The organism is Tessaracoccus zhenghani (assembly GCF_054552775.1).
On the sequence record NZ_CM137275.1, the window covers coordinates 1,636,413 to 1,659,420 of the forward strand.

A 23,008-nucleotide genomic window follows, 5' to 3' on the forward strand; every position below is an offset into this window, starting at 1 on the left:
CACCAATCATAGGAGTGCCCAAGTGAGCGAAGACGCGCCTGTTGGTCTGCGGCCGATCGATCCCAGCCGTCGGGTCCTGTTCGACGTCACTGTGGAGATCCCCAAGGGCACCAAGAACAAGTACGAGATGGACCACAACACCGGCCGCCTCCGTCTGGACCGCGTGCTGTTCACCTCGACGCAGTACCCCTATGACTACGGGTTCGTGGAGGGCACGCTGGGCCTCGACGGCGACCCGCTCGACGCCATGGTCATCGGTGCTGATCCCACCTTCCCCGGCTGCCTCATCGAGTGCTACGCCGTGGCGATGTTCCGCATGACGGATGAGATGGGCGGCGACGACAAGGTGCTGTGCGTGGCCACTGCGGACACCCGCCGTGCCAACATCACCGATCTCGCTTCAGTGCCGGAGCACATGCTGCTCGAGATCGAGCACTTCTTCTCGGTGTACAAGGACCTGGAGCCTGGCAAGTCGGTCGAAGGCGCCACCTGGACCAGCCGCGCAGAGGCCGAAGCCGAGGTGCACGCGTCGTTCGAGCGCGCCAAGGGCACGCCCTACGAGCACCACCACGTCAACCTGGCCTAGTCAGCCGGTCAGCGTCCCCGTCCAGGCGGCCAAGAGACAGCCTGCGATGGTGACCAGCGAGTAACCGACGGCGATCTCGGGCCGCCTGCGGCCGAACTCGCGGGCGGCCTGCCAGCAAGCTGACGAGAACGTCGTGAAGGCACCGCAGAACCCGGTGCCCACCACCGCCAGCCAACTTCCCGAGAGGTGCACGGACGCGGCGCCCAGGATGAAGGACCCGACGAGGTTGACCCCCAGCGTCGCCTTCCAGGGTGCCCAGCGCCGGGCGACGATGACGTCGACGCCGGCCCGGGCCACAGCACCGAAGCCTCCGGCCAGGCAGATGAACCAGATCACCTGTGCTCCCGCACCGTGCTCCGCCACCCGGCGAGGTGGCCCATCCCCGCCGCGAACACGCCGAAGGCCGTCTCCAGCACCGCGGTGAGCACGCCACCCACGGACAGCGACTGCACGGCCAGCGTGGACCAGGACGTGAACGACGCCACCCCGCCGACGGCGAGGAACAGCCGCACCAGGGTGACCTTGCGGCGGTAGAGGCCCGAGATGAGGCCGAGCGCGAAACAACCGAGCAGGTTGATGGCGGCCAGGGCGATCACCTCATGCCCGATGAGGTTGAGGAGGCCCAGACGCAGCCCCGTGCCGAGCGCGCCGCCCGCGAAGACCGCCGCAGCCCTCGCCCACCATGTGTCCACCATTCCTGCAGCCATAGCTGGCAAGGATAACGCCTGGGGTTTGTGGGAAACTGACCAGATGCCCCGTTATCTGATGCTGCGCACCCCGTCTGCCAACCGTGTCTACGCCGGCGAATCCGGGCCGCTGACCGCCGCGGAGCTCGAGATCACCGCGCCGTTCGCCACGGAGATCGAAGAGCAGGACATCGCGGGCGTCGGCTACCTGGCGTTCCAGGCGCCTGAGCTGAACGAGGGGCAGTTGGCCACCGTCGCACGGCAGTCGGCGGCGTTCGCCCTCTTCGAGGACGCCACGCCTGAGGGCCTTCTGCGTCCCGTGGCGATGCCCCGGCCGTTCCTGTTCGACGACGACCTCGTCACCATCCCGAAGTACCAGGGCAAGACCAACGAGCAGTTCACCCAGCTGCTGCTGAGCGTGACGCTGGCCGCGATCACCCGCGAACCGACGGGGCCCCGGCAGGTCCTCGACCCCCTGGCGGGGCGCGGCACCACCCTCTCCATGGCACTGCTGCTGGGTCACGACGCGTTCGGCGTGGAGGGCGACGCCAAGGCCTTCGAGATGATGGCGTCCTTCTACAAGACGTATCTTCGCCGCAGCCGGATCAAGCATGTCGCCGACACCACCCCGGTGCGGCGCGAGGGCAAGAACGTGGGCAAGCGCTTCGACGCGGAGATCACCACCCCCGAGGGCAAGAGCATTCTCACGGCATTCACCGGCGACACCAGGGATTCAGCCGCCCTGTTCGGCAAGAAGCGCTTCGACGCGATCGTGGCCGACGCCCCCTACGGCATCGCGCACGGCTCCACCACAGACGTCCGCGGCGTGTCCGGCAAGCGCGACCGCTCCCCCGCCGGGCTCCTGAAGGAGGCCATCCCGGTGTGGGCCGGGCAGTTGATGCACGGCGGCGCGCTGGGGCTGTCCTGGAACACCTTCGGCCTCTCCCGGGAGGACCTCGCGCACCTGCTCACCTCCAACGGCCTCACGGTGCAGGCCGGTGGCGCCTGGGAGCGCTTCGCGCACCGCGTCGACTCCGCCATCAAGCGCGACCTCATCGTCGCCGTCAAGCGCTGATCTCCGCCGGGAGGTTTCTGCCACATCGCGCCGTACAGGGCCGATGTGGCAGGAATCTCCCTCGTTCTTCCGGGCGTAGAGTGGCCGGATGAGACGACTGGTCCTGATGCGGCACGCCCACACCGAGCCCACCAACGTCCACGGCGACAAGGCCAGGCGCCTGACCCCGCGCGGCATCCAACAGGCGCAGGAGGCGGGCGTCGAACTGCGTGCCCTCGGCGTCGACCACGCGCTGGTCTCGGCCGCGGAGCGCACCCGTCAGACCTTCGCGGCACTCGGCCTGGACGTCCCGGCCGAGTTCCAGGACGCCCTCTACCACCAGGGCACCGAGACGATCATCCAACGGATCTCCGAGACCGACGACGACGTGCAGGCGCTCCTGGTGGTCGGCCACGCCCCCACCATCCCCAGCCTCGTGGCCGAGCTGGCCTATGCCAGCAACCGGGCGGCCGCCGACGACGCCCAGTGCCACTTCCCCACCTCCTCCTACTCCGCGTTCTCCTTCGACGGGAGCTGGGCGGAGCTCGCCGACGGCGACTTCGGCCACGTGCGGCTCGATCACCTCGAGCGCCGCTGAAGTAACGCTGTCGCAACAACCGCGACCCCAGGTTGAAACCCTGGGCCCGGATCGCTAACGCGTTCGTTACCCTGCGGTGCCCACAGCCGAAATGTGCCCCCACGAGGATTCGTTGACATGGAACTCCTCGAAATTGATACCGGCGACACAGCCTGGGTCCTCATCAGCGCAGCGCTGGTGCTCCTCATGACGCCTGCCCTGGCGTTCTTCTACGGCGGCATGGTCAGAGCCAAGTCCGTCCTCAACATGCTCATGATGTCGATCGCCACCATGGGGGTCGTCGGGGTCCTGTGGATCGTCGTCGGCTTCTCGATGTCGTTCGGCAACGACATCGGCGGCGGCCTGCTCGGCAACCCGTTCGAGTACGCCTTCCTGAACGGGCTGATGTCGCCTGATGCTGTCGTCGGCACCATCCCGACGGCCGTCTTCGCCGGCTTCCAGGGCGCGTTCGCGATCATCGCGGTGGCACTGATCTCGGGCGCGGTGGCCGACCGGATGAAGTTCTCCGCCTGGCTCGTGTTCTCGGCTGTGTGGGCGCTGCTGGTCTACTTCCCCGCAGCGCACTGGGTCTTCAGCTTCGACGAGAGCGTCAGCGCCGAGGGTGGGTTCATCGCCAACTCCATCCAGGCCATGGACTTCGCCGGCGGCACCGCCATCCACATCAACGCCGGCGCGGCCGCGCTGGCACTGGCCCTCGTGCTGGGGCCGCGACTGGGCTTCGGCAGCGTGCCGATGCGCCCACACAACCTCACCCTGGTGATGCTGGGCGCCGGGCTGCTGTGGTTCGGCTGGTTCGGGTTCAACGCAGGCTCGGCGCTGAGCGCCGGCACGCTGGCCGGCGTCGCCTGGGTCAACACCCTGGCGGGCGCTGCGGCGGCGATGCTGGGCTGGCTCCTGGTGGAGCGGCTCCGCGACGGCCACGCCACCTCGCTCGGCGCCGCGTCGGGCATCGTGGCCGGCCTGGTCGGCATCACGCCGGCCGCGGATTCAGTCAGCCCGCTGGGCGCCCTCATCATCGGCCTGCTGGCCGGCGTGGCCTGCGCCTACGCCATCAGCCTGAAGAACCGCCTGGGCTACGACGACTCGCTCGACGTGGTGGGCGTCCACCTCGTCGGCGGCCTCGTGGGCACCCTGGCCATCGGCCTGCTGGCAGACCCGGCCTCCCCGGCCGAAACGGCCGGCCTGCTCTACGGCGGAGGGGTCGACCAACTGTGGCGGCAGACGCTGGGCGCCACCGTGGTGCTGGTCTACTCCTTCGCCGTGACGTACGCCATCGCCAAGGTCCTGGACCGGGTGATGGGGCTGCGCGTCCCGGAGTCCGCCGAGACCCACGGCATCGACACCGCCGTGCACGCGGAGACCGGCTACGACCTCAGCCACGTCGGCTACTCCACCTACGGCGTCAAGCAGACGCTGATCGTTCCTGTCCGAGAGGATGCCCGTTCATGAGGCTCGTCACCGCCATCGTCCAGCCCACCATGCTCACCGCCGTCCAGATCGCCCTGGCGCACCACGGCGTCGCCGGAATGACCGTCACCGAATGCTCGGGCTACGCCCGGCAGCGTGGGCACAAGGAGTTCTACCGCGGCGCGGAGTACACGATCGACTTCATCACCAAGGTGAAGATCGAGGTGCTCGTCGAGGACGCCGAGGCCGAGGCGGTGATCGGGGTGATCACCGAATCCGCCCGCACCGGCTCCGTCGGCGACGGGAAGGTGTGGTCCACCATGGTCGACGAGGTGGTCCGCATCCGCACCGGCGAGAGCGGCGCGGCCGCCGTCTAGCCGGTCACGAAGGGGAACGCGGCGAACTGCTTCTCGAGCCTGGAGGCCGTCGCCGGCGTGATGTCGGTGAACGCATCGATCTCGAACTGCCGCTTCCCCGGACGACCGCTCCTCGTCCACACGCCCACCACCGTGCCGCCGATCACCACCGAACGCCTGAACACCCCGTTGTTGCCGGGGACCAGCCGCTGGTGGTGGTCGGCGGTCATGGCGAACAGGCGGTCCTGGTAGCCGAGGACGAACTCATCGAAACCGGGCAGCAGCAGTGGCGCTGACGTGGCCCGGCCCAGTTCCCGTGACTCCTCCAGGAGCCCAGGACGCCAGTAGCTGGGCTCCTCCGCCCCGTCGGTCTCAAACTCGCCGACGATGAGCGCCAGGCCCCGCCGGATCTGGGCCAGCGTCAACTTGGTCCACCACGCGAAGTCGCGCACCGTGGCCGGCCCGTGGGTGGTGAGGTAGCGGCGCAGGAATTCTGCGGTGGCCGCGTCGTGGTCGCCGTTGAAGCGGCCCTCCAGATCTGTGCCCCGCGGCAGCCAGGCGTCGGCCAACACCACGTCCTGCTCCGTGCCGTTCCACGGCCCGTAGACGACGGTCCCCTCGGCGATGAGGTGGAACAACAGGTGGTACCCGCGCCCCCCTTTGGTGCGCAGGCCGTGCTCATCCCAGAGCTCGAACAACTCCGCCCGGGAGAAGGGCTCCCCCAGCAACCCGACGGCGAGGTCGCGCGCACGGCCCAGCTGCTGCTGGTCCAGTTCGAGCTGCTGCTTGCGCCTGTCCGCCGCCCGGATGGAGGGCCACGAGCACAGTTGAGTGATCCAGGCCGCGTCCGCCGCGGGCATCAGGAACACAGTGCCGCGCATGGGGTAACCCCGCACGATCTGGGCCTCGTTGAGGGCTGTCAGCACGTCGTCGACCGAGTTCGACGGGGTGCGCAGCGCCGCCGACGCCAGCACGCCCGGCAGGTCCTGGCCCTGCATGGCGCCGAACGCGGTGAGGGCATCAACCGGGGACGGGTAGGGACGGGTGATCAGCCCCTGGGCGACAAGGCGGCTTCTGCCGAGCGTGGATGCCATGCGCCCCAGTATTCCCGGTGGCGGGGACAGTCAGGCCAGGTTGCGTGCCACCACGGCGGCGACCTCGCGGCCGCTGCGCACCGCACCCTCCATGTAGCCGTTGAAGCGGGTGGAGTACTCCGCGCCCGCCCAGTGCAGCACGCCGTCGGGTTCTGCCAGCACCGGCCCGTTGGTGGTCCAGACGCCGGGCGAGAAGTGGGCACCGTGGCAACCGCCGGTGAACTTCTCTGTGGCCCAGTCGCGCTCGATGTAGGTGAGCGGCTCTGCCGCCTCCTGCCCAAAGCTGCGCACCACGGAATCCGTGAAGGCGCGCTCACGCAGGGTGATGGAACGACGCGACAGCGAATCCGCGTCTGCGCCCTCGAAGAAGCCCATGAGGTGTCCCTTGGAGGCGCCCACGGCCGTCGTGTCGAAGGTGACGCGGACGGCGCCCTCATCGGCGGAGGACTGCCCGCTGAGGCCGCGTTCGCGCCAGAAGGGGGTGTCGTAGATCAGGAAGGCCTTGATCACGTTGCCCGGAGCGACCTTGTCGGCCGCTTCGCCGCGCCACGCCGGCAGCGGCGGCTCATGCTCGAGCGACATCGCGAGACGGGGAGGCAGGGTGGAGATGACCTGCTTGGCCTCGATGACCTCACCGTCGGCGAGGTGGAGGGTGGCGGACAGGGGGCCGTGCTCCACCTTCACCACTTCGGCGCCCAGCCGGACGACGTCACCGAGCCTGGCGGCGAGGGCCTCAGCCACCGTCGCCATGCCGCCTTGGACGCGACGCTGGTGGAGGCCACCGTTGCTGGCGAGCATGGTTTCGAGGTCCGGGCCGGAGTTGACCTGGATGAGGCCCTCCAGCAGCGTGCAGTCCTTCGGCATGGGGCCGAACGCGGCGGAGTAGACCTCCGAGAAGCGACGCTGCGCCCCCTGCGTGCGCAGGTTGGTGGTGATCCAGCGACGGAGGGCCTGGTTCAGCCAGGCGTCGTTGGCCTTGCGCCAGGCGTTGTCGGAACGGAAACGCTCGGCGAGGCGGCGCAGGCGCAGCAGGCCCTGCCCCAGGTCTGAGACCTCGAACGGAGTGAGGGCCGGTTCGTCCTCCGACGACGGCACGGCCAGGGCCTGCCCGCGGAGACGGATGATGAGATTGCCCTCGGCGGGCAGCCCGATGACCTCGAGGCCGAGGTCGTCGATGATCTCGAGGAGCGAGTCGAATCCGGGGCCGATCCACTGGCCACCCAGTTCGACGTAGCTCCCATCGGGGAGGGTCTTGTTCTCCACGCGCCCGCCGACGCGGTTGCGAGCCTCGAGCACGGTGACACTCAGCCCTCGATCCACAAGATGCTGTGCGGCCACCAGCCCTGCAAGGCCAGCCCCGATGATGGCGCAGTCGAACACGAGTTTCCTCCTCTACCGGACGTCTTGGGCTCGTTCCCGAAACGCAGACACCAGACTACAAGGCGACCGGTGGCCCGATCCTCCTGGGTCGGCCATGGGACTTCGCTCACCCCCACCGACGCGTCGCGGCCACAAAGGCTCAGGCCCCCGGTCGGGGACCGGGGGCCTGGTTGGAGCCGCCCACGGGAATCGAACCCGTGACCTACGCTTTACGAGAGCGTCGCTCTACCGACTGAGCTAGGGCGGCAGCAAGACGGAACTATACAGAACCACGGGCACCTTGTGCCAACCGGCTAGGAGCAGCGCGTCCCCTCGTCCGGGACCACCCCGTCGTACAGGAACTCGTTGACCGCATCGCGGATGCAGGTGTTGTCGCCGGTGACCGCACCGTGACCGGCACCCTCGAGCGTGAGCAGCGCGCCCGACTCCAGTTGCTCGGCCATGGACACGGCCTGTTCATACGGCGTGGCCGAGTCGCCCGTCGTGCCCACCACGAGAATGGGGGGCGCACCCGGGCCGGTGATCTCCAGTTGCGGAGCCGAGCCCGCCGTCCAGAACTCGCAGGCATACGACGTGCCCATGTTCGGCGCCATCACCGGCGCGACGGAGAACGTCTCCTTCCACGCGGGGAGCACTGCGGCGGCGCCCTCATCCACCCCGTCGACGCAGCCCATCGCGGGGAAGGCGTACAGCGGGGTGCCGTAGCTGTCCGGCGCGCGGCCGTTGTACAGGTCCGCCAACATGAGCAGCGACTCGCCATCGCCGGCGATGGCCTCTCCGATGTACTGCGCCAGGGAGCGGTAGGCCTGGTCGTCCTCGTACAGCAGCACCGCGATGCCCAGCGCCGCCAGCGTCTGCGTCAACTGCCTCCCGTTGACCTCCAGGGGCCTCTGGTCCAGACCGGTCAACATGCTCTCGATGTCGGCCCGGATGGCGCCGGCGTCGTGGCCCAGATCACAGAGGTCTGAGCCGGCGCACCAGTCGATGAAGTTGTTCAGGGCCAGTTCGAACCCGGCCACCTGGGGCGTGGGTTCGCGATCCGTGATCTCGACGGCGGCGTCGAGCACCAGCCGACCGGTGGTATCCGGGAACAACTGGGCGTACATGGCTCCCACGTAGGTGCCGTAGGACACGCCCAGGTAGTTCAGCTTGGGCGCGCCGGAGAGGTGGCGGAGCAGGTCGAGGTCGCGCACCACGTCGATGGTGGTGAGGTGGTCGAGCAACTTCCCGGAACCGTCGCGGCACTGCTGCGCGAAGTCGATGGAGCCCTGGCGCAGCGCCTTGTCCTCCGCGGTGTCATCGGGGCTGCCGTCGAGCAGCACCATCTGCTCGGTCTCCTTGAACGTGCCGCACACCACGTGCGTCGACCCGCCGGTGCCGCGCGGATCCCAGCCGTAGGTGTCGTAGTTCTGCCAGCGGCCGGCCAGCGAGATCGCCATGTCCTGGCCACCGAACCCGGGCCCGCCCGGGTTGACGAACAGCGGGCCACGCGAGGAGTCCCCGCCGGGCACCCTCGTTATCGCGAGTTCGATCGCGTCGCCTTCGGGGTCCTCCCAGTCGAGGGGGGCCAGTACGGTGGCGCACTGGGCGCGGCCGCCCTCGCCGCATTCCTCCCACTCGACCGTCTGGGTGGCGTACTCGCCGTAGCCGCCCAGCCCGTCCAGGAAGTCGACGCTGGGCTGGCCCTCGGCCTGGTAGTCGAGTTGCCGATCCGCGTTCGCGTTGTCCACCGGGGGCATCGTGGGCTGCTCGGAGATGGCCTTCTCCGGAACTCCCGGCATCCGGGAACCGGAGGGCACCGGCGAGGGCGTCACGGTGCCTGGCCTGGTGGGTGAGGCGGGCGTGTCGCGGCTGCGGCCGCCGACCATGCCGCCGAGGAACAGGGCACCGACGAGGGCCAGCGCGATCATCGCCAGGATCATCTGGGCGACCTTGACCGACCTACTCATCAACAACCTTTCCCGCCACGCGTTCCCTACGCGCCCGCGCCGTCGAACATACCGACTCCAGCGGACAGCGCACGACCTCGCCCGTGGGCCGACGCACCGTCACGGCGTTGGACGGCACGTCGTGTCCCACCACGAGGCCGCCTGCTCCGTCGTCCGTGGTCACCTGGTCGCCGATCGACGGGGCCTTCCGCAGGAAATCCACGTACAGCGGATGCTCATACGTCAAACAGCACAGCAGCCGCCCGCACGCGCCGGAGATCTGCAGCGGGTTCGCCGGCAGCCCCTGCAGCTTCGCCAGCCGCATCGAGACCGGCTCGAAGTCCTCCAGGAAGGTGGCGCAGCAGAGGTCCCGGCCGCACTGGCCGATGCCGCCCAACACCCTGGCGGCGTCCCGTGAGCCGATCTGCCGCAGATCTATCCGGGCGTCCAGCGCCCGGGCGAGGTCGCCCAGCAGTTGGCGGAAATCCACCCGGTGCGGGGCGGTGTAGTAGATCGCGACGACGCGGTCATACTCGGCCGAACGGTCGAGGAAGTCGATGCCGACCACCTTCATCGGCAGCCGCCGCTTGGCGATCAACTCCCGGGCCACCGTGTTCGCGTTGGCGCGGAGCAGTCGGTTGCGCTCGTCGCGCTCCATATCCGCTTTCGACGCCGGGCCTGCGCAGCGCGGGAGGTCACCGTCGGCGAACTCCACGTCTTCAGGTGCCCACACGCACTGGGCCACCTCCACACCGTCGGCAGTGGGGTACCGGACCCAGTCGCCGACCGTGTAGTCGCGCTCTCCTGGGTCCAGGTAATGCAGTTGGCCGTGGCGCTCGAACGCCACCGCCATCACCCGAGTCATGCGCATAGCCTAACCAACGGCTCAATCCGCCGGAACGGGGGCGTCCCCGCGAGGAGGACCTCGCGGGGACGCTGACAGTGTCAGGCGGTCAGGGCGTCAGCTCCGGCGCGCCTCACGTGCATCCTCACGGCTGCGGTGGATGGCGCCGTCGATGCCGAACCGGCCGCCGCCGAGCGACAGGAACAGCACGCCGATGCCCGCGAGCAGCAGGTCCTTGTCGCCGAGGAACCCTTCCATGCCCTCGACGAACGGGCTGAAGCTGCCCCACCGGACCAGTACGAGGGTGGCGACGGCGAGCGCCGTCAGGAGGACGCCCACGACCCGCACGCCCAGCCCGATCACGAGCATCACGGCCATCGCCGCGAGGGTGAACCCGACGATCCAGGCCACCAGACGGGGCTCGGGAATCAGGGGCTGGCCGGCGAGGAAGTCCGCGGTGTCGTCGATGCTGTACAGCACCTGGTACGCCAGGATGCCGAGGACGCCGGCCGTGATGAGGCGCAGCACGAACAGGCCGAAGCTGCCGAAGCCGCCGACGCCCCTGCGGCGGGGACGCATTTCGCGCTCCGCGTTCGCCTGGGAGGTCTGCACCATGCCGAGGCGGCGGTCGCGCTCCTCCTTCTCGGCGCGCAGTGCTGCGGCGCGGGCCTCTTCCTCCGCGGCCTCGTCCGCGAGGCTGCGGCGCTCCGCCGTCGTGTCGAGCACCTGGGTCTCGTCGGCGTCCGTGCGGTACAGGCCCGCCATCCCGGGCGCGGCGAGGCCACCGGCGCTCGCGCCCGCGGCGCCGCCCGTGGCGGCCGCGACGGCGGCCAGCGACGTCGTGGCGTCAGCGTCGCCCGAGGGGCGGCCGAAGCTCGACTCCTCCGGGCTGCGGACGGTGGTGGGCTCGTCGTCGTCGACCCTGGTGGCGCCGGTGTCGCCGGGGCGCTCGTCGTCCAGGTACTCGTCGTCGTGGGTCTCGGTGCCGGTCTGCGCCTCGGGCAGTTCGTTGTCGTCGACGATGGTGGCGCCGGTGTCGCCGAGGCGCTCATCGTCGATCCACTCCGACACCTCACGCGTGAGGTCTTCGTCGGCGGTGTCGACCGGGCGGTCGTCCTCGAACACCGTGGCGGTGCCCGGCACGTCGTCGTCCTGGGCGGCGGCGCCGGTGATCTCCTCGGGCGTCTCCCCCAGTTCGACGGTGGACACAGGCTGGTCCTCACCGGCAACCGCGTCGTCCGGATCCGGGGCGGTGGGCAGGCTGGAGCGCTCCGCGACCGACTCGTGGCTCGCCCCGTCCTCCGGCGTTTCCGGGAGCACCGGCTGCTCTGGTGTCTCCGGCTGCGCGGGAGGATTGGGCGCCGGCATGGCCTGCTCCGACGAGTAGTCGTCCCACTCGGTGGGCTCGACGGGCACACCGTAGTCGTCGGCCTCTTCCGTCCACTCCGCACTGTCGTGCGGCGTGCCTTCCTGGACCCAATCATTGTTGGACATCGGCTGTTCCTATCCCTGGGCAGTCTTGATTTTCATCTTGGCACCGACTGGAGCCCCTGCCCGGGGTGACACGCCCGTCCGGCTCAACTCCGGCGCGCGAGCGACAAGCTGATCAGGAGCGACTCCAGCGCGAGCAGCGGGGCGACGTTGCCTTCCAGTGCGGTGCGCGCCTGCAGGATGGCGTCCAAGGCATGCACCGTCTGTTCGGGCGTGGAGCGGCGCGCGACGGGCTCGATCTCGTCCGCCAGGTCCGCGTTGACCAGCGGCACCCCCGGCGCGGTCTGGGCGGCCAGCACGTCGCGGTAGTAGCCGGTCAGTTCCGTCAACACCCGGTCGAACGAGTCGCGCTGCAGACGCTTGCCCCGCATCTTCTGCTGGTCCTCCAGTTCCCGGATGGCGGCCTGGGCGTTGCGCGGCTTGGCGCTCCCCCGCCCCCCGATGCCGAGGGCCTCCTGCAGCGCAGCCATCTCCTTGGCATCGAGTTCCGTGGTGGTCTGCTCAGCCTCCTCCTTCGCGGCGGCCACGAGGTTCTCCGCGGCGGTCAGGCAGGCCGAGACGGAGGTGAGCTTGCCGGGCAGCGTGAGGATCTCATGACGACGGATGCGGGCGGTCTCTGAGCGCGCCAGCATGCGCGCCCGGCCGACGTGGCCCTGGGCCGCGCGGGCGGCGTGGGCGGCGAGCGCCGGCGAAATGCCGTCGCGCTCCACCAGGAGCCGGGTGACCGCCTCGTCGCTGGGGGTGGCCAGCTTGATGGTGCGGCAGCGGGAGCGGATGGTCACGATCACGTCGTCCGGGTTGGGCGCGCACAGCAGGAACACCGTGCGGGGAGCCGGTTCCTCCAGGCCCTTGAGCAACGCATCCGCGCCGCGCTCGGTGACCCTGTCTGCGTCCTCTACCACGACGATCTGGTGGCGCCGCTTGACCGGAGCCATGTTGGCGCGGCCCACGAGCGCCCGCACCTCGTCGACACCGATGGACAACTGCTCCGTGCGCAACAGCGTGACATCCGGGTGGGCGCCCGAGAGCGTGGTGCGGCACTCCTGACACTCACCGCAGCCACCGCGCGGGCACTGCAGGGCGGCGGCGAAGGCCTTCGCCGCGTTGGACCGACCGGACCCGGGAGGACCGACGAACAGCCAGGCGTGCGTCATGGCGTGCCGGTGCCCGTCGACGGCGCGGCGCAGCGTGGCCACCGCCCGCTCCTGCCCGATCAGCTCAGAGAACACATCACCCATGGGGTTCATCCTGCCATCAGGCGGTGACAGCATCACCCTCAGCGACCTCACCGGCCACGCGGGACTGCTCGACGCGCCGGGCCCGCAGGTGCGCCCGCAACGACCAGCCGACGGCGGCCGCACCCAACGCGAACACCAGGAGGTAGGCCGGCAAATGTAGGCCCTCCGGCACACCGAAGCTTCGGACGAGCGAGCGGGCGTTGACCAGCACGATGGTCGCGCCGGCCGCCGCGCCCAGCACGCGGGGCGGCAGGTGCCGGACGAGCCAGGCGGCGATCGGCGCGGCGATCAGCCCTCCGAGGAGCAGCGCCCCCGCCATCCACGGCACGATCGCGCCGCCGCCCAGGCCGAGGAGGAATCCGACCGAGGCGGCGATCGCGATCAGGAACTCCGAGGCGTCGATGGTGCCGATCACCTTGCGCGGCTCCATGTGCCCCGACGCCAGCAGCGCCGGGGTCCCGACGGGACCCCAGCCACCGCCGCCGGTCGCGTCGACGAACCCTGCGAACAGGCCCAGCGGCGCGAGGAACTTCGTCGGCAGCCGCTGGCCGAGCTTGCGGGTGGAGATCCCGAAGAACGTGAAGCGCACCAGGACGTAGGCGCCGAGCACCAGCAGGATGATGGCCATCAGCGGCGCTGCGGCCTCCGTCGAGAGCCGGGAGAGGAACGTCGCACCCGCGAACGCGCCGATGGCGCCCGGGACGCCGATGCGCAGCACCACCTGCCAGTCGACGTTGCCGAAGCGGTGGTGCGAGATGCCTGAGGCCAGGGTGGTGCCGATCTCGGCGAGGTGGACGGTGGCCGAGGCCATGGCCGGGTTGGTGCCGATGGCCAGCAGGAGCGTGGTCGACGTGACCCCGTAGGCCATACCGAGGGAGCCGTCGACGAGTTGGGCGGCCAGGCCGACGAGGGCGAGCAGGACGAAGTTGAGCATGAGGTGCCTTTGTTGTGTCTGGGGTGGTGTGGGCGTGCGGGAGCGGCTAGCCCAGACACATGGCGCTGGTGGTGCGCATCAGGACGACAGGCGTGGGAGACGTCGGTGCGCTCTCGGCGGCGGAGTCGAACATGCGGAGAGTCAAGCAGCTACATCGGCGCTTCTTAACATCGAATCCCCCGGTTTCGCTGCACGCGGAACGCGGAATATCTTGCTGTCAGCCGCATGCGCGGCCGGGAAACGTCTCAGCCGGCGAGGAGCGACTCGACGCGGCCCGCGATCTTGGCGGCCATGAGGTCCCTGCCCTCCAACGCCTTCATCACGAAGTACTCCTCGGGCCGCTCGGCGGCCAGCGCGAGGAGGTGCCGGCGCACCCTGCGATGGAACTCCAGGCCCGCGCTCTCGAGGCGGTCCTTGTCCTGCTTGATCGACACCGCGTCGTCGGGATCGGCGTCGAGGAGGATCGTGAGGTCCGGCCGTAGACCGCCCACGGCCCACCAGGCGATATCGGCGACCTCGCCCAGCGCGAGGTCCCGGCCCGCACCCTGGTACGCGATCATCGAGTCCACGTAGCGGTCGCAGACCACCACCTCGCCGCGCTCCAGCGCCGGGCGGATCACCTCGTGCACGTGCTGCGCCTTGTCCGCCGCGTAGATCAGCGCCTCCGCGCGGTGGTCGACGTCGCCGGATGCGGGGTCCAGCACCAGTCGGCGCAGGGTGGCGCCGAGTTCGGTGCCCCCCGGTTCGCGCGTCACGATGTGCGGCAGGCCCCGGGTCATCAACCACGACTGCAGGCGCCGAACCTGCGTGGACTTGCCCACCCGGTCGCCGCCCTCGAACACGATGAACAGTCCGCTCATGAGGGGGGCTTCTTCAACTGCTTCGCCTGCTTCTTCCTGGCCTTCGCCAGCAGCTTCCGCGCCTCGGCCACCCGCTCGGGCCAGCGCTGGATGAAGTCGCGTCGACGCAGCGCCGCCCCGCCCCGGGTCCGCTCGTAGTCGAGGCCCAACTGGTAGGCCTGAGACGGCGACAGCCCGTCGAGTTCGGGGGTTCCGCTGCGGAGGCCCTTGGACGCCCTCCGCAGTTCGTCGAGCACCTCGTCGAGCGAACGCAGCATCTTGCCCATCATCTTGGGCATCATCGGGGCCAGCACGTTGGCTGCCACCTCCAGCTGCTCGGCCGCCCGCAGGGCCGCCTGCCAGGCCTCATCCGGCGACGCGGGCGTGAGGCTGCGGCAACGGTCGGCCAGGATGAACGTGGCCTGCTCGGCACGCTCGAACAGCAGTTTCGCGGCCGGCTGATGCGACAGGTCGCCCAGCCTGGGCGCCCGGGCCCCGGTGACCAGCGCGTCGATCGCGTGCAACGTGGGCTGCTCGATGTCCCTGGCCGAGGCGAAGGGCAGGCCGGTGAGCCCGCTCTCGACGCTCTCCCGCCAAGCGGGTTCGAGCACGGTCGCGAGGCCCCGGAGGTCACGTCCGAACTCCCACAACCGGTGGTTCAGCGCGCCCACCTCGTCGGGGTCGCCGGTGCGTCTGTCGAGGTCTGCCCGCACGATGTGGCCCAGGTGCCCGGCGAAGAGCGCGGCGACGAACTCCTCGAGGGACGCGTCGCGCCACAGTTCGCGGGGCTTGGGGAACCCGGTGAGGCCTGTGGCGGGGGCGCCCAGCCGCTGCTGGAGGTGGGGGAAGTCCGTCACCAGCGTGGACCCCCCGGCCTGGGCGGCGCTGAGCAGGAACTCGCGCTGCTGACCGGTCAGGGCCTCGCTGGGCGTGAACGTGACCTCGCGGTATTCGGAGCTGAGCACACCGTCGCGGCGCACCTGGACCTTGTCGTCGCGGACGATGGCGGCGGTCGCGTTGTCCGCGTCGCGAAGGAACCACTCGTCGCGCTCGCACGTCATGGCCGCGATGGGCCCGAGCGTCGCGCCGCGCACGAACGGCTTCACGAGGCGGGCGAACCGTTCCGGGAGGTCGCCGCTGCCGGACACGGGCTCCGCCTGCTCGCTGGGCAGGTGCGGTTCCCACGCGGGGGCGGCGAGGTACCACTGGCCGGTCCCGGCCACCACGCGGTGGGCGACGACGACGCCGGCCCTCAGCAGGCGACCGTCCGGCGCGTCGATGATGGTGCTGTCCATCACGAAACTCGCCGAGGGCCTGCGCACGAGGCGCTCCAACCCGACCGCGGTGGAGGTGAATTGTGGTGGTTCCGAGGTGAACGGGACCTCGAACCGGATCGCGCCCTTGGGCGTGCCCTTCTTCGCCATGGCTGTCAGCCTAACTACTTCTTGGGGGCTGCCTTGCGGGTGGTCGTCTTGCGCGTGGTCGTCTTGCGCGCAGGACGGGTCGACGGGCCCTTGGCCCGCTTCTCAGCGATCAGTTCGAAGGCGCGTTCCGGGGTGATGGCCTCGGGCGCGTCGTCACGGCGCAGGGTGGCGTTGGTCTCGCCGTCGGTGACGTAGGGCCCGAACCGGCCGGACTTCAGCACCACAGGCTTGCCGGATACCGGGTCTGCGCCGAACTCCGCCAGCGGGGCGGCCGCGGCGGCGCGTCCGCGCGTCTTCGGCTGGGCATAGATGGCCAGCGCCTCCTCGAGCGTGATCTCGAAGATCTGGTCCTCGGTGGTCAGCGACCGCGAATCCGTGCCGCGCTTCAGGTACGGGCCGTAGCGTCCGTTCTGGGCGGTGATCTCGTTGCCCTCCTCGTCCTTGCCGACGGTGCGGGGCAGGCTGAGGAGCTTGAGGGCGGTGGGCAGGTCGAGCGAGTCCAGCGACATCGACTTGAACAGCGAGCCGGTCCGCGGCTTCTTGGACTTCGGGGCGTCCTCGGGCAGCACCTCGGTGACGTACGGGCCGAAGCGGCCGTTCTTCGCCACGATCATGAGGCCGGACGCCTCGTCGACGCCGAGCTCGCGCTCCTCGTCGAGTGGCTGGGTGAGCAGCTCCTCGGCGACGGCGACGGTGAGCTCGTCCGGCGCCAGCTCCTCCGGCACGTTGGCGCGGCGGCCGTCAGAGGCCTCCACGTAGGTGCCGTAGCGGCCGACCCGTACGTCGATGCCGGAATCCTTCAGCGGGAAGGTGGACAGGGCGCGGGCGTCGATGTCGCCGAGCTCGCTCACGAGGGATTCGAGGCCGTGATGGGTGTCGCCTTCGGCGCCGCGGTAGAAATCCGTGAGCACCTGGAGTCGCTGCGCCTTGCCGGAGGCGATCTCGTCGAGCTGGTCCTCCAGTTCGGCGGTGAAGGCGTAGTCCACCAGTTCGGTGAAGTGTTCCTCGAGCAGCCGGGTGACGGCGAACGCCAACCACGTCGGCACCAGGGCCGAGCCCTTCTTGAAGACGTAGTCACGCGCGGTGATGGTGCGGATGATGGAGGCGTAGGTCGACGGGCGGCCGATCTCCAGTTCCTCCAGCTTGGCCACCAGCGACGGCTCGGTGTAGCGCGACGGGGGGCGGGTCTCGTGGCCCGCGGGCTCGGCCTTGGCGACGGCCAGCTCCTGCCCCTCGGTGAGCACCGGGAGGCGCGACTGCGCGTCGTCGGAAGTCGACTCATCGTCGACGCCCTGCACGTAGGCCTTGAGGAAGCCGGGGAAGGTGATGGTGCGGCCCGAGGCGACGATGCCGGCCGAGGTGGTCTCGGCGTCGGCGACCGTGGTGGCGCCGATGGTGGCGTCGATCCTGATCGAGACGGACTCGCCGCGGGCGTCGGCCATCTGGGAGGCCAGGGTGCGCCGCCAGACCAGCTGGTAGAGGCGGTAGGCGTCGCCCGAGAGACCGGTGTCGTCCGGGTGGCGGAACGAATCACCGGCGGGACGGATCGCCTCGTGCGCCTCCTGCGCATTCTTGACCTTCGAGGCGTAGACGCGGGGCTTGTCGGGGAGGAACCGCTCGCCGAACAGCGCGCGCACCGCCTTGCGGGCGGCGGTGATGGCCTCACCCGAGAGCGACACCGAATCGGTTCGCATGTAGGTGATGAAGCCCTTTTCGTAGAGTTCCTGCGCCACCGACATAGCGCGCTGCGACGAGAAGCCCAGCTTGCGGCCGGCCTCCTGCTGCAGCGTGGTGGTGCGGAAGGGCTCGTAGGGGCGGCGGGTGTAGGGCTTGGCCTCGACGGAGGCGACGCGGAGGTCACCGTCGGACAGCGCCCCAGCCAGCGCCTTGGCCGAGGCCTCGTCGAGCACCAGCGCGTTGCCGGCGGTGAGTTCGCCGTCGGCGTTGAAGTCGCGGCCCTGCGCCACCTTCGCGCCACCCACCTCGACGAGGCGGGCGGGGAAGTTGCGGGGGTCCGTGTCCGGGCCGCCGTCGAGCGTGAGGTCCAGGTCCCAGTAGGACGCGGGGACGAACGCGATGCGCTCGCGTTCGCGGTTGACGATGAGGCGGGTGGCGACCGACTGCACGCGGCCGGCCGACAGCTTCGGCATGACCTTCTTCCACAGCACCGGCGACACCTCGTAGCCGTACAGGCGGTCGAGGATGCGGCGGGTTTCCTGCGCGTCCACGAGGTCGACATCGATCTCGCGGGGGTTGCGGACGGCCTCCTCGATGGCGGACTTGGTGATCTCGTGGAACACCATCCGCTTGACCGGCACCTTGGGCTTGAGCTCCTCCATGAGGTGCCACGCGATGGCCTCGCCCTCGCGATCACCATCCGTTGCCAGGAAGAGTTCGTCGACGTCCTTGAGCTTGGCCTTCAGGTCCCGGATGGTCGCCTTCTTGTCCGGCGAGACGACGTAGATGGCGTGGAAGTCGTCGTCGACGTTGACCCCGGTGCGCGCCCAGGCCTCGCCCTTGTACTTGGCGGGCACCTCGGCGGCCTTCGTGGGGAGATCGCGCACGTGACCACGGCTCGACTCCACGATGTAGTCGCCGCCGAGGTAACCGGCGATCTTGGTCGCCTTGGTCGGCGACTCGACAATCACGAGACGCTTGCTTGACATGCAGATCTGTCCTTTAACAACGGGGAAACTCGTGAGGAACAATAGCCTGAGCTGTCAAGCTTGCCCGCTTCGGGCACTCGAACCCCTAGCCGCGGCGACGTCTGCCCTTGGCGTCCCACTGCACTTCGGCACCGGTGCGCGGGTCGATGATGCGCTCCTTCTTGGAGAGTCGCAGGAACCAGCCACCCCAGGCCGCCAGCAGGACCACGCCCAGCGTCAGCGACGCCCAGACGGGCATGCCGAACGGCAGCTCCGTCCCGTCGGAGAAGAGCGCCAGGACGCCGCTGACGAGGAACCAGCCGGCCACCGCGGTGTAGCCGAAACCGGCGAGGGCGAACAAGACCTGTCCCCGGAAGAGGCGCATCAGGAAGGGAGCGGATTGATCCGCGACGGCGACCCCGGTGGCGCTCGCCCGTTCGGCCGCATACGCCTTGACGGGGCCGAAGGCCTCGACGGGATCCTCCCCCGTCTCGGCGACGTGGGACTCCACTTCGGCCAGGATCTCCCCGATCCGGTCGCCGGGGACGTCGAGCAGGCGCAGTTCGAGAGCGAGGTCGTCGATGTAGTCGGTGGCGTTCATGAGTGCTCCTTCAGGAGGGCGGAGAGGTTGTGGGAGAAGGCACGCCAGGTGTCCGCGCGGTTGCGGAGGTCCGCCGCGCCGTCGGCGGTGAGCCGGTAGTACTTGCGGCCGGGGCCGGAATCACCGGCGCGCCAGTCGGTGTCGACGCACCCGGCCTCTTCGAGGCGGCCGAGGATGGGATAGAGGGTGCCGCCCTTGACGGTGCCGAAGCCGGCGTCGTTCAGGCGGCTGGTGATCTCGTAGCCGTAGGTCTCGCCCTCGGCGATGATCGCAAGAACGGCCACTTCGAGGAAGCCCTTGAGCCAACTCGACGGCCAGGGAGTTGCAGGTACCATGACTAGATCGTATATCTATCTAGTCAGCGATGCAACCTATATCGCGTGGGAACCATCGTCGGCGAGGATCAGCATCTGGTCGAGGAGGGCCTGACGGATCTCTGGAAGCAGCGCGGCGGCCAGCTCCGCAGCGTTGAGGTCGAGGACCTGCGCGACGGCGGCCACCACCTGGCCAACGGTCAACTCGCCGTCGAGCGCGCCGAGGGCGGCGGCCAGGGCGGTGTCGGCCTTGATGGCGCGCAGCAGCCCCACCCGTTGGCGGAACACGACGTGCTCGGGGTCTTCGGCTCCCGGCCGGCCGATGGTCTCCTGCTCGACGTCGACGAGCCGGGGCCGGGCGGCCAACAGCTCCGCGGTCGGTAGCTGGAACGCGTCGACGGCGGCAAGATGCCGGGCGAAGACGTCTCCCACCGGCTGGGCGACAGCGTGCGGCCAGCTCTCGAAACGGCGGTACGGCTCGGCCCGCTCCGCCCTGGTGACGAGCACCCATCCCATCCCGATGCTGCGCACGCCCAGGCGCTCGAAGTAGGTCAGCCACTCGTCGTAGGCCTCCCTCCACCGGTCCGTACCCGCCAGCCCTGCGTCGGTGAGCCACATCTCGATGTAGGAGAACACGTCCAAGCGCTCCCGCTCGATGATCCAGGCGTCACAGGTGTCCGGGATCCAGGCGCCGAGCCGCTCCTCCCACGGTTCATCGGTCACGGCCCAGTTGGTCAGCAGTTGGAGCGACCCCCCGGGATTGAGGTGGTCCGCGGCACCGCGGATCAGGGTCTCGACGAGGGAGTCGCCCTCGAAGTTCGCCTCCCGGTAGGTGAGGGTGTCGGCCTCGTCGGTGGGCGGACTCATGACGAACGGCGGGTTCGACACGATGAGGTCGAACCGCTCCCCCGCCACCGGCTCGTAGAGGGATCCGTTGCGGTAGTCCACCTCGACACCGCCCAGCCCGGCGGTCACCCTCGCCAGTTCAAGGGCGCGCTCGTTGACGTCCGTGGCGACCACCCGGCCGGCGTGCCGGCTGAGATGCAGCGACTGCACCCCACAGCCGGTGCCGAGGTCCAACGCGGTGTCCACAGGCGTGCGCATGGTCAGCTGTGCGAGCGTGGTGGACGCGGGCGACACTCCCAGCACGTAGTCAGGGCGGATAGGCGACATCCCGTGGTCGAGGCCCGGGGTGGGGTCGGCCACCACCCATCCGGACGCTCCGTCGTCGGGCGAGCCGTAGGGGCGGATGTCCACGACGGCGCGGACCGAATCCGCGTCCGCCCGCACGAAACCCTCCTCCAGCAGGGCGTCCACATCGACCGCAGCGGCCACCGCCTCGCGCGGCACCGCCTGTTGGAGGATGAAGAGCCTGATCAGCGCGGCCTGCGGGTCTGCGGCGGCGCCGAGCGCCACGTAGGCCGGCACGGTGCAGTTGCGCCCCAGCCCCGCCTGGCCATCCTCACCGATCCGGTCGACCACCGCATCTGAGGTGTAGCGGGCGGCGGTGAGCTGGTCGCGGAGCGCGGCGGTGTCGATGGCCATGGCGACATCTTAGGCAGGGCGGCGTCGGACGAATCGCCATCGACGAGGCCTGTCGGCCTGACCCTCCCGGTTGCGACCATGGGCGCATGGCACTGAAAAGGAACGTAGTGATCGCCGCCATTGCGGCGGCAGCATTGGGGGTCAGCGCCTGCAGCGGAACCGCGGAGACCCCCCAGACGCAGGCCCCGGCCAGCTCCACCGCAACGGCCCAGGAGACCGGAGCAGGCGGCTCGAAGAGCACTGCGGTCGAGACCTCCGCCGAGGCGACGCCGACGCAGGAGGATTCGCCCGCTGCCGAGCCGAGCGAGGAGGAGTCGCCCCCCGAAGAGGCGTCCGGCGAGCTCCCCTGGGACGAAGGCCCCGTGGACACGGAGGCCTTCCTCGACCTGTACCGCCCGGTGCAGGAGTCGATCACGACGATGAAGATGACCACCTCGACGTCGGTCCCAGGCTCCGAAACCGTCACGTACGTCGACAGCACGGACCCGACCAATCCCCGCACCTACACGGTGCTCGAGGCCGCCGGGAAGAAGGTGGAGTCGGTCACGGAGGGCACCACCGCCTATACGCGGACCGACGGCGGGGCCTGGCAGGAGCAGCAGATCCCCGACTCGGCTGAGGGGACCAAGCCCACCCTCGATGCCGAGACCCTCCGTGGCCTCGTCGAATCCATCGAACTCGTGGACAAGGACGAGCGGAAGTTCACCGTGGTGCTGGATCTGGGGGCGCTGGTGCCCTCCGCGGCGCCCGGGACGGAAGGGATCCCCACCACCTGGTGGCTCGATGACCAACTGCGCCTGGTGAAGCAGGAAATGACGATCATGGAGGCGACGGTCATCACGGAGTACTCCGAGTTCAACCAGCCGGTGGACATCCCGCAGGTGCCGTAGGCCTGAACTGGAGCGCCCGCGACGGGGACGGATCCCTGCCGCGGGCGCTTCTGCACTGGGCGAAGACGAGCGCTGCCTTGTTCCGTCACACGGAGTCGGTGGCTCCCTGCCAGAGGTTGATGCCTCCCACTCCGGAGTGCTCGTCGATCGCCGAGAGCTCGTCCTCGGTGAAGGCCAGGTTGGTGAGGGCGTCGAGATTCGCGTCGAGCTGGCGCACCGACGAGGCGCCCAGCAGCGCGGAGGTGACGGACGCTTCGCCCTGGTCGCGGAGCACCCAGGCGATGGCCATCTGGGCCAACGACTGCCCGCGGCCCTCGGCGATCCCATTCAGCGCGCGGAGGTGTTCGAGGTTCTTCTCGTTCAGCAGCCCCTCGTCGAGCGACTTCCCCGCGGCGGCGCGGGAATCAGCCGGGATGCCGTCGAGGTAACGGTCGGTGAGCATCCCCTGCGCCAGCGGCGAGAAGGCGATGACGCCCATGCCGTTGGCGGCCGCGGACTGCAGGAGGCTGGGCTCGCCGTCCTCAACCCAGCGGTTGAGGATGGAGTACGACGGCTGATGGATGACCAGCGGCGTGCCGAGTTCACGCGCGATCTGCTGGGCCTTGGCTGTCAACTCCGCCGAGTACGAAGAGATCCCGGCGTACAGGGCGCGGCCGGAGCGGACGATGAAGTCCAGGGCCTGCATGGTCTCCTCGACGGGGGTGTCCGGGTCAGGGCGGTGGTGGTAGAAGATGTCGACGTAATCGAGACCCATGCGCGCCAGCGAGTCGTCGCAGGACGCGACGAGGTACTTGCGCGAGCCGCCGAAGCCGTAGGGGCCGGGCCACATGTCCCAGCCGGCCTTCGAGGAGATGACCAGTTCACCGCGGTACCGCTTGAAGTCCTCGGCGAAGTGGCGGCCGAAGTTCGTCTCCGAGGAGCCGTAGGGCGGGCCGTAGTTGTTCGCGAGGTCGAAGTGCGTCACGCCGCGGTCGAAGGCGCGCCTCAGGATGTCGCGCTGCGTCTGGAGCGGCTTGTCGTCTCCGAAGTTGTGCCACAGGCCCAGCGAGATCGCGGGCAGTTTCAGGCCGGAGGTGCCGAGCCGCCGGTACGGCATGGAGTCATAACGGTCTTCCGCTGCAACATAAGTCATGCCGTCAGCCTATTGGCACGCC

At 69.6% G+C, this 23,008-nt stretch carries 22 protein-coding genes and 1 tRNA gene; 6 read left to right on the forward strand and 17 right to left on the reverse strand.

Annotated elements, in window-relative coordinates; translation table 11 throughout:
- The first annotated feature begins 46 nt into the window (after positions 1-46).
- A complete protein-coding gene (locus tag ACX1DX_RS07875; protein ID WP_076063066.1) occupies positions 47-586 on the forward strand; it encodes an inorganic diphosphatase in 540 nt (179 codons plus the stop codon).
- Here the strand turns inward: ACX1DX_RS07875 and ACX1DX_RS07880 are convergent, their stop codons facing one another.
- Together ACX1DX_RS07880 and ACX1DX_RS07885 are read right to left on the reverse strand one after the other, a co-directional pair.
- Complete coding sequence (locus ACX1DX_RS07880; protein ID WP_459396167.1) at positions 587-922, reverse strand: fluoride efflux transporter FluC; 336 nt, start codon at positions 920-922, stop codon at positions 587-589.
- Positions 919-1,293, reverse strand: coding sequence for a CrcB family protein (locus ACX1DX_RS07885; RefSeq protein WP_459396168.1), 375 nt, complete (start codon positions 1,291-1,293; stop codon positions 919-921). Before ACX1DX_RS07885 ends, ACX1DX_RS07880 begins: the two co-directional genes overlap by 4 nt.
- Positions 1,294-1,336: 43 nt before the next feature.
- Between ACX1DX_RS07885 and ACX1DX_RS07890 the strand changes: the two genes are divergently transcribed.
- The 4 genes from ACX1DX_RS07890 to ACX1DX_RS07905 all read left to right on the forward strand — a co-directional run bounded on the left by ACX1DX_RS07890 (position 1,337) and on the right by ACX1DX_RS07905 (position 4,708).
- Positions 1,337-2,347, forward strand: a complete 1,011-nt coding sequence (locus tag ACX1DX_RS07890; RefSeq protein WP_182764015.1) for a TRM11 family SAM-dependent methyltransferase — start codon at positions 1,337-1,339, stop codon at positions 2,345-2,347.
- A gap of 88 nt (positions 2,348-2,435) precedes the next feature.
- A complete protein-coding gene (locus tag ACX1DX_RS07895; RefSeq protein WP_182764016.1) occupies positions 2,436-2,924 on the forward strand; it encodes a SixA phosphatase family protein in 489 nt (162 codons plus the stop codon).
- 117 nt (positions 2,925-3,041) lie between these two features.
- Positions 3,042-4,373: an ammonium transporter gene (locus tag ACX1DX_RS07900; protein ID WP_182764018.1), complete on the forward strand. Its 1,332-nt coding sequence runs from the start codon at positions 3,042-3,044 to the stop codon at positions 4,371-4,373.
- On the forward strand, positions 4,370-4,708 hold the full coding sequence (locus ACX1DX_RS07905; RefSeq protein ID WP_076063044.1) for a P-II family nitrogen regulator: 339 nt from the start codon (positions 4,370-4,372) through the stop codon (positions 4,706-4,708). The genes ACX1DX_RS07900 and ACX1DX_RS07905 overlap by 4 nt, the downstream gene beginning before the upstream one ends.
- Here ACX1DX_RS07905 and ACX1DX_RS07910 read toward each other — a convergent pair.
- From ACX1DX_RS07910 to ACX1DX_RS07975, 14 genes are all read right to left on the reverse strand, one after another.
- Positions 4,705-5,781 carry a winged helix DNA-binding domain-containing protein gene (locus ACX1DX_RS07910; protein WP_459396169.1) on the reverse strand — a complete coding sequence of 359 codons (1,077 nt, stop codon included), beginning with the start codon at positions 5,779-5,781 and terminating at the stop codon, positions 4,705-4,707. The genes ACX1DX_RS07905 and ACX1DX_RS07910 overlap by 4 nt on opposite strands.
- Before the next feature lie 30 nt (positions 5,782-5,811).
- Entirely contained in the window at positions 5,812-7,161 is a 1,350-nt protein-coding gene (locus ACX1DX_RS07915; RefSeq protein ID WP_459396170.1) for a flavin monoamine oxidase family protein, read from the reverse strand.
- 171 nt (positions 7,162-7,332) lie between these two features.
- Positions 7,333-7,408: transfer RNA gene (locus ACX1DX_RS07920), tRNA-Thr, on the reverse strand.
- A gap of 46 nt (positions 7,409-7,454) precedes the next feature.
- Positions 7,455-9,110, reverse strand: a complete 1,656-nt coding sequence (locus tag ACX1DX_RS07925) for an alpha/beta hydrolase (RefSeq protein ID WP_459396171.1) — start codon at positions 9,108-9,110, stop codon at positions 7,455-7,457.
- Entirely contained in the window at positions 9,103-9,954 is an 852-nt protein-coding gene (locus ACX1DX_RS07930) for a PSP1 domain-containing protein (protein WP_459396172.1), read from the reverse strand. The genes ACX1DX_RS07925 and ACX1DX_RS07930 overlap by 8 nt, the downstream gene beginning before the upstream one ends.
- 96 nt (positions 9,955-10,050) lie before the next feature.
- Complete coding sequence (locus tag ACX1DX_RS07935) at positions 10,051-11,427, reverse strand: DoxX family protein (protein ID WP_459396173.1); 1,377 nt, start codon at positions 11,425-11,427, stop codon at positions 10,051-10,053.
- 83 nt (positions 11,428-11,510) lie between these two features.
- Complete coding sequence (locus ACX1DX_RS07940) at positions 11,511-12,662, reverse strand: DNA polymerase III subunit delta' (RefSeq protein WP_370585855.1); 1,152 nt, start codon at positions 12,660-12,662, stop codon at positions 11,511-11,513.
- Between the two features lie 16 nt (positions 12,663-12,678).
- Positions 12,679-13,596: a sulfite exporter TauE/SafE family protein gene (locus ACX1DX_RS07945; RefSeq protein WP_459396174.1), complete on the reverse strand. Its 918-nt coding sequence runs from the start codon at positions 13,594-13,596 to the stop codon at positions 12,679-12,681.
- Positions 13,597-13,841: 245 nt separating this feature from the next.
- Positions 13,842-14,456: a dTMP kinase gene (gene tmk / locus ACX1DX_RS07950; RefSeq protein ID WP_182765197.1), complete on the reverse strand. Its 615-nt coding sequence runs from the start codon at positions 14,454-14,456 to the stop codon at positions 13,842-13,844.
- Positions 14,453-15,859 (reverse strand): amino acid adenylation domain-containing protein, encoded by a 1,407-nt coding sequence (locus ACX1DX_RS07955; RefSeq protein WP_459396175.1) that lies wholly within the window; start codon positions 15,857-15,859, stop codon positions 14,453-14,455. Before ACX1DX_RS07955 ends, tmk begins: the two co-directional genes overlap by 4 nt.
- 14 nt (positions 15,860-15,873) lie before the next feature.
- Positions 15,874-18,525: a type I DNA topoisomerase gene (gene topA / locus ACX1DX_RS07960; protein WP_459396176.1), complete on the reverse strand. Its 2,652-nt coding sequence runs from the start codon at positions 18,523-18,525 to the stop codon at positions 15,874-15,876.
- Between the two features lie 85 nt (positions 18,526-18,610).
- Positions 18,611-19,105: an HAAS signaling domain-containing protein gene (locus ACX1DX_RS07965; protein ID WP_459396177.1), complete on the reverse strand. Its 495-nt coding sequence runs from the start codon at positions 19,103-19,105 to the stop codon at positions 18,611-18,613.
- On the reverse strand, positions 19,102-19,440 hold the full coding sequence (locus tag ACX1DX_RS07970; RefSeq protein ID WP_459396178.1) for a PadR family transcriptional regulator: 339 nt from the start codon (positions 19,438-19,440) through the stop codon (positions 19,102-19,104). The genes ACX1DX_RS07965 and ACX1DX_RS07970 overlap by 4 nt, the downstream gene beginning before the upstream one ends.
- A 36-nt stretch (positions 19,441-19,476) precedes the next feature.
- Positions 19,477-20,964, reverse strand: a complete 1,488-nt coding sequence (locus ACX1DX_RS07975; RefSeq protein ID WP_459396179.1) for a DUF7059 domain-containing protein — start codon at positions 20,962-20,964, stop codon at positions 19,477-19,479.
- A gap of 86 nt (positions 20,965-21,050) precedes the next feature.
- Between ACX1DX_RS07975 and ACX1DX_RS07980 the strand changes: the two genes are divergently transcribed.
- A complete protein-coding gene (locus ACX1DX_RS07980) occupies positions 21,051-21,854 on the forward strand; it encodes a hypothetical protein (RefSeq protein ID WP_459396180.1) in 804 nt (267 codons plus the stop codon).
- 85 nt (positions 21,855-21,939) lie between these two features.
- On the opposite strand, the gene mgrA is transcribed toward ACX1DX_RS07980, so the two are convergent.
- Entirely contained in the window at positions 21,940-22,986 is a 1,047-nt protein-coding gene (gene mgrA, locus ACX1DX_RS07985; RefSeq protein WP_182765190.1) for an L-glyceraldehyde 3-phosphate reductase, read from the reverse strand.
- Positions 22,987-23,008 lie beyond the last annotated feature (22 nt).

Excerpts from the sequence above, each read along its gene's own strand:
- ACX1DX_RS07885 (WP_459396168.1), bottom strand. The coding sequence starts at position 1,293 with ATGGCTGCAGGAATGGTGGACACATGGTGGGCGAGGGCTGCGGCGGTC.
- ACX1DX_RS07890 (WP_182764015.1), top strand. The coding sequence starts at position 1,337 with ATGCCCCGTTATCTGATGCTGCGCACCCCGTCTGCCAACCGTGTCTAC.
- ACX1DX_RS07895 (WP_182764016.1), top strand. The coding sequence starts at position 2,436 with ATGAGACGACTGGTCCTGATGCGGCACGCCCACACCGAGCCCACCAAC.
- ACX1DX_RS07900 (WP_182764018.1), top strand. The coding sequence starts at position 3,042 with ATGGAACTCCTCGAAATTGATACCGGCGACACAGCCTGGGTCCTCATC.
- ACX1DX_RS07905 (WP_076063044.1), top strand. The coding sequence starts at position 4,370 with ATGAGGCTCGTCACCGCCATCGTCCAGCCCACCATGCTCACCGCCGTC.
- ACX1DX_RS07910 (WP_459396169.1), bottom strand. The coding sequence starts at position 5,781 with ATGGCATCCACGCTCGGCAGAAGCCGCCTTGTCGCCCAGGGGCTGATC.
- ACX1DX_RS07925 (WP_459396171.1), bottom strand. The coding sequence starts at position 9,110 with ATGAGTAGGTCGGTCAAGGTCGCCCAGATGATCCTGGCGATGATCGCG.
- ACX1DX_RS07930 (WP_459396172.1), bottom strand. The coding sequence starts at position 9,954 with ATGACTCGGGTGATGGCGGTGGCGTTCGAGCGCCACGGCCAACTGCAT.
- ACX1DX_RS07935 (WP_459396173.1), bottom strand. The coding sequence starts at position 11,427 with ATGTCCAACAATGATTGGGTCCAGGAAGGCACGCCGCACGACAGTGCG.
- ACX1DX_RS07940 (WP_370585855.1), bottom strand. The coding sequence starts at position 12,662 with ATGGGTGATGTGTTCTCTGAGCTGATCGGGCAGGAGCGGGCGGTGGCC.
- ACX1DX_RS07945 (WP_459396174.1), bottom strand. The coding sequence starts at position 13,596 with ATGCTCAACTTCGTCCTGCTCGCCCTCGTCGGCCTGGCCGCCCAACTC.
- tmk (WP_182765197.1), bottom strand. The coding sequence starts at position 14,456 with ATGAGCGGACTGTTCATCGTGTTCGAGGGCGGCGACCGGGTGGGCAAG.
- ACX1DX_RS07955 (WP_459396175.1), bottom strand. The coding sequence starts at position 15,859 with ATGGCGAAGAAGGGCACGCCCAAGGGCGCGATCCGGTTCGAGGTCCCG.
- topA (WP_459396176.1), bottom strand. The coding sequence starts at position 18,525 with ATGTCAAGCAAGCGTCTCGTGATTGTCGAGTCGCCGACCAAGGCGACC.
- ACX1DX_RS07965 (WP_459396177.1), bottom strand. The coding sequence starts at position 19,105 with ATGAACGCCACCGACTACATCGACGACCTCGCTCTCGAACTGCGCCTG.
- ACX1DX_RS07970 (WP_459396178.1), bottom strand. The coding sequence starts at position 19,440 with ATGGTACCTGCAACTCCCTGGCCGTCGAGTTGGCTCAAGGGCTTCCTC.
- ACX1DX_RS07975 (WP_459396179.1), bottom strand. The coding sequence starts at position 20,964 with ATGGCCATCGACACCGCCGCGCTCCGCGACCAGCTCACCGCCGCCCGC.
- ACX1DX_RS07980 (WP_459396180.1), top strand. The coding sequence starts at position 21,051 with ATGGCACTGAAAAGGAACGTAGTGATCGCCGCCATTGCGGCGGCAGCA.
- mgrA (WP_182765190.1), bottom strand. The coding sequence starts at position 22,986 with ATGACTTATGTTGCAGCGGAAGACCGTTATGACTCCATGCCGTACCGG.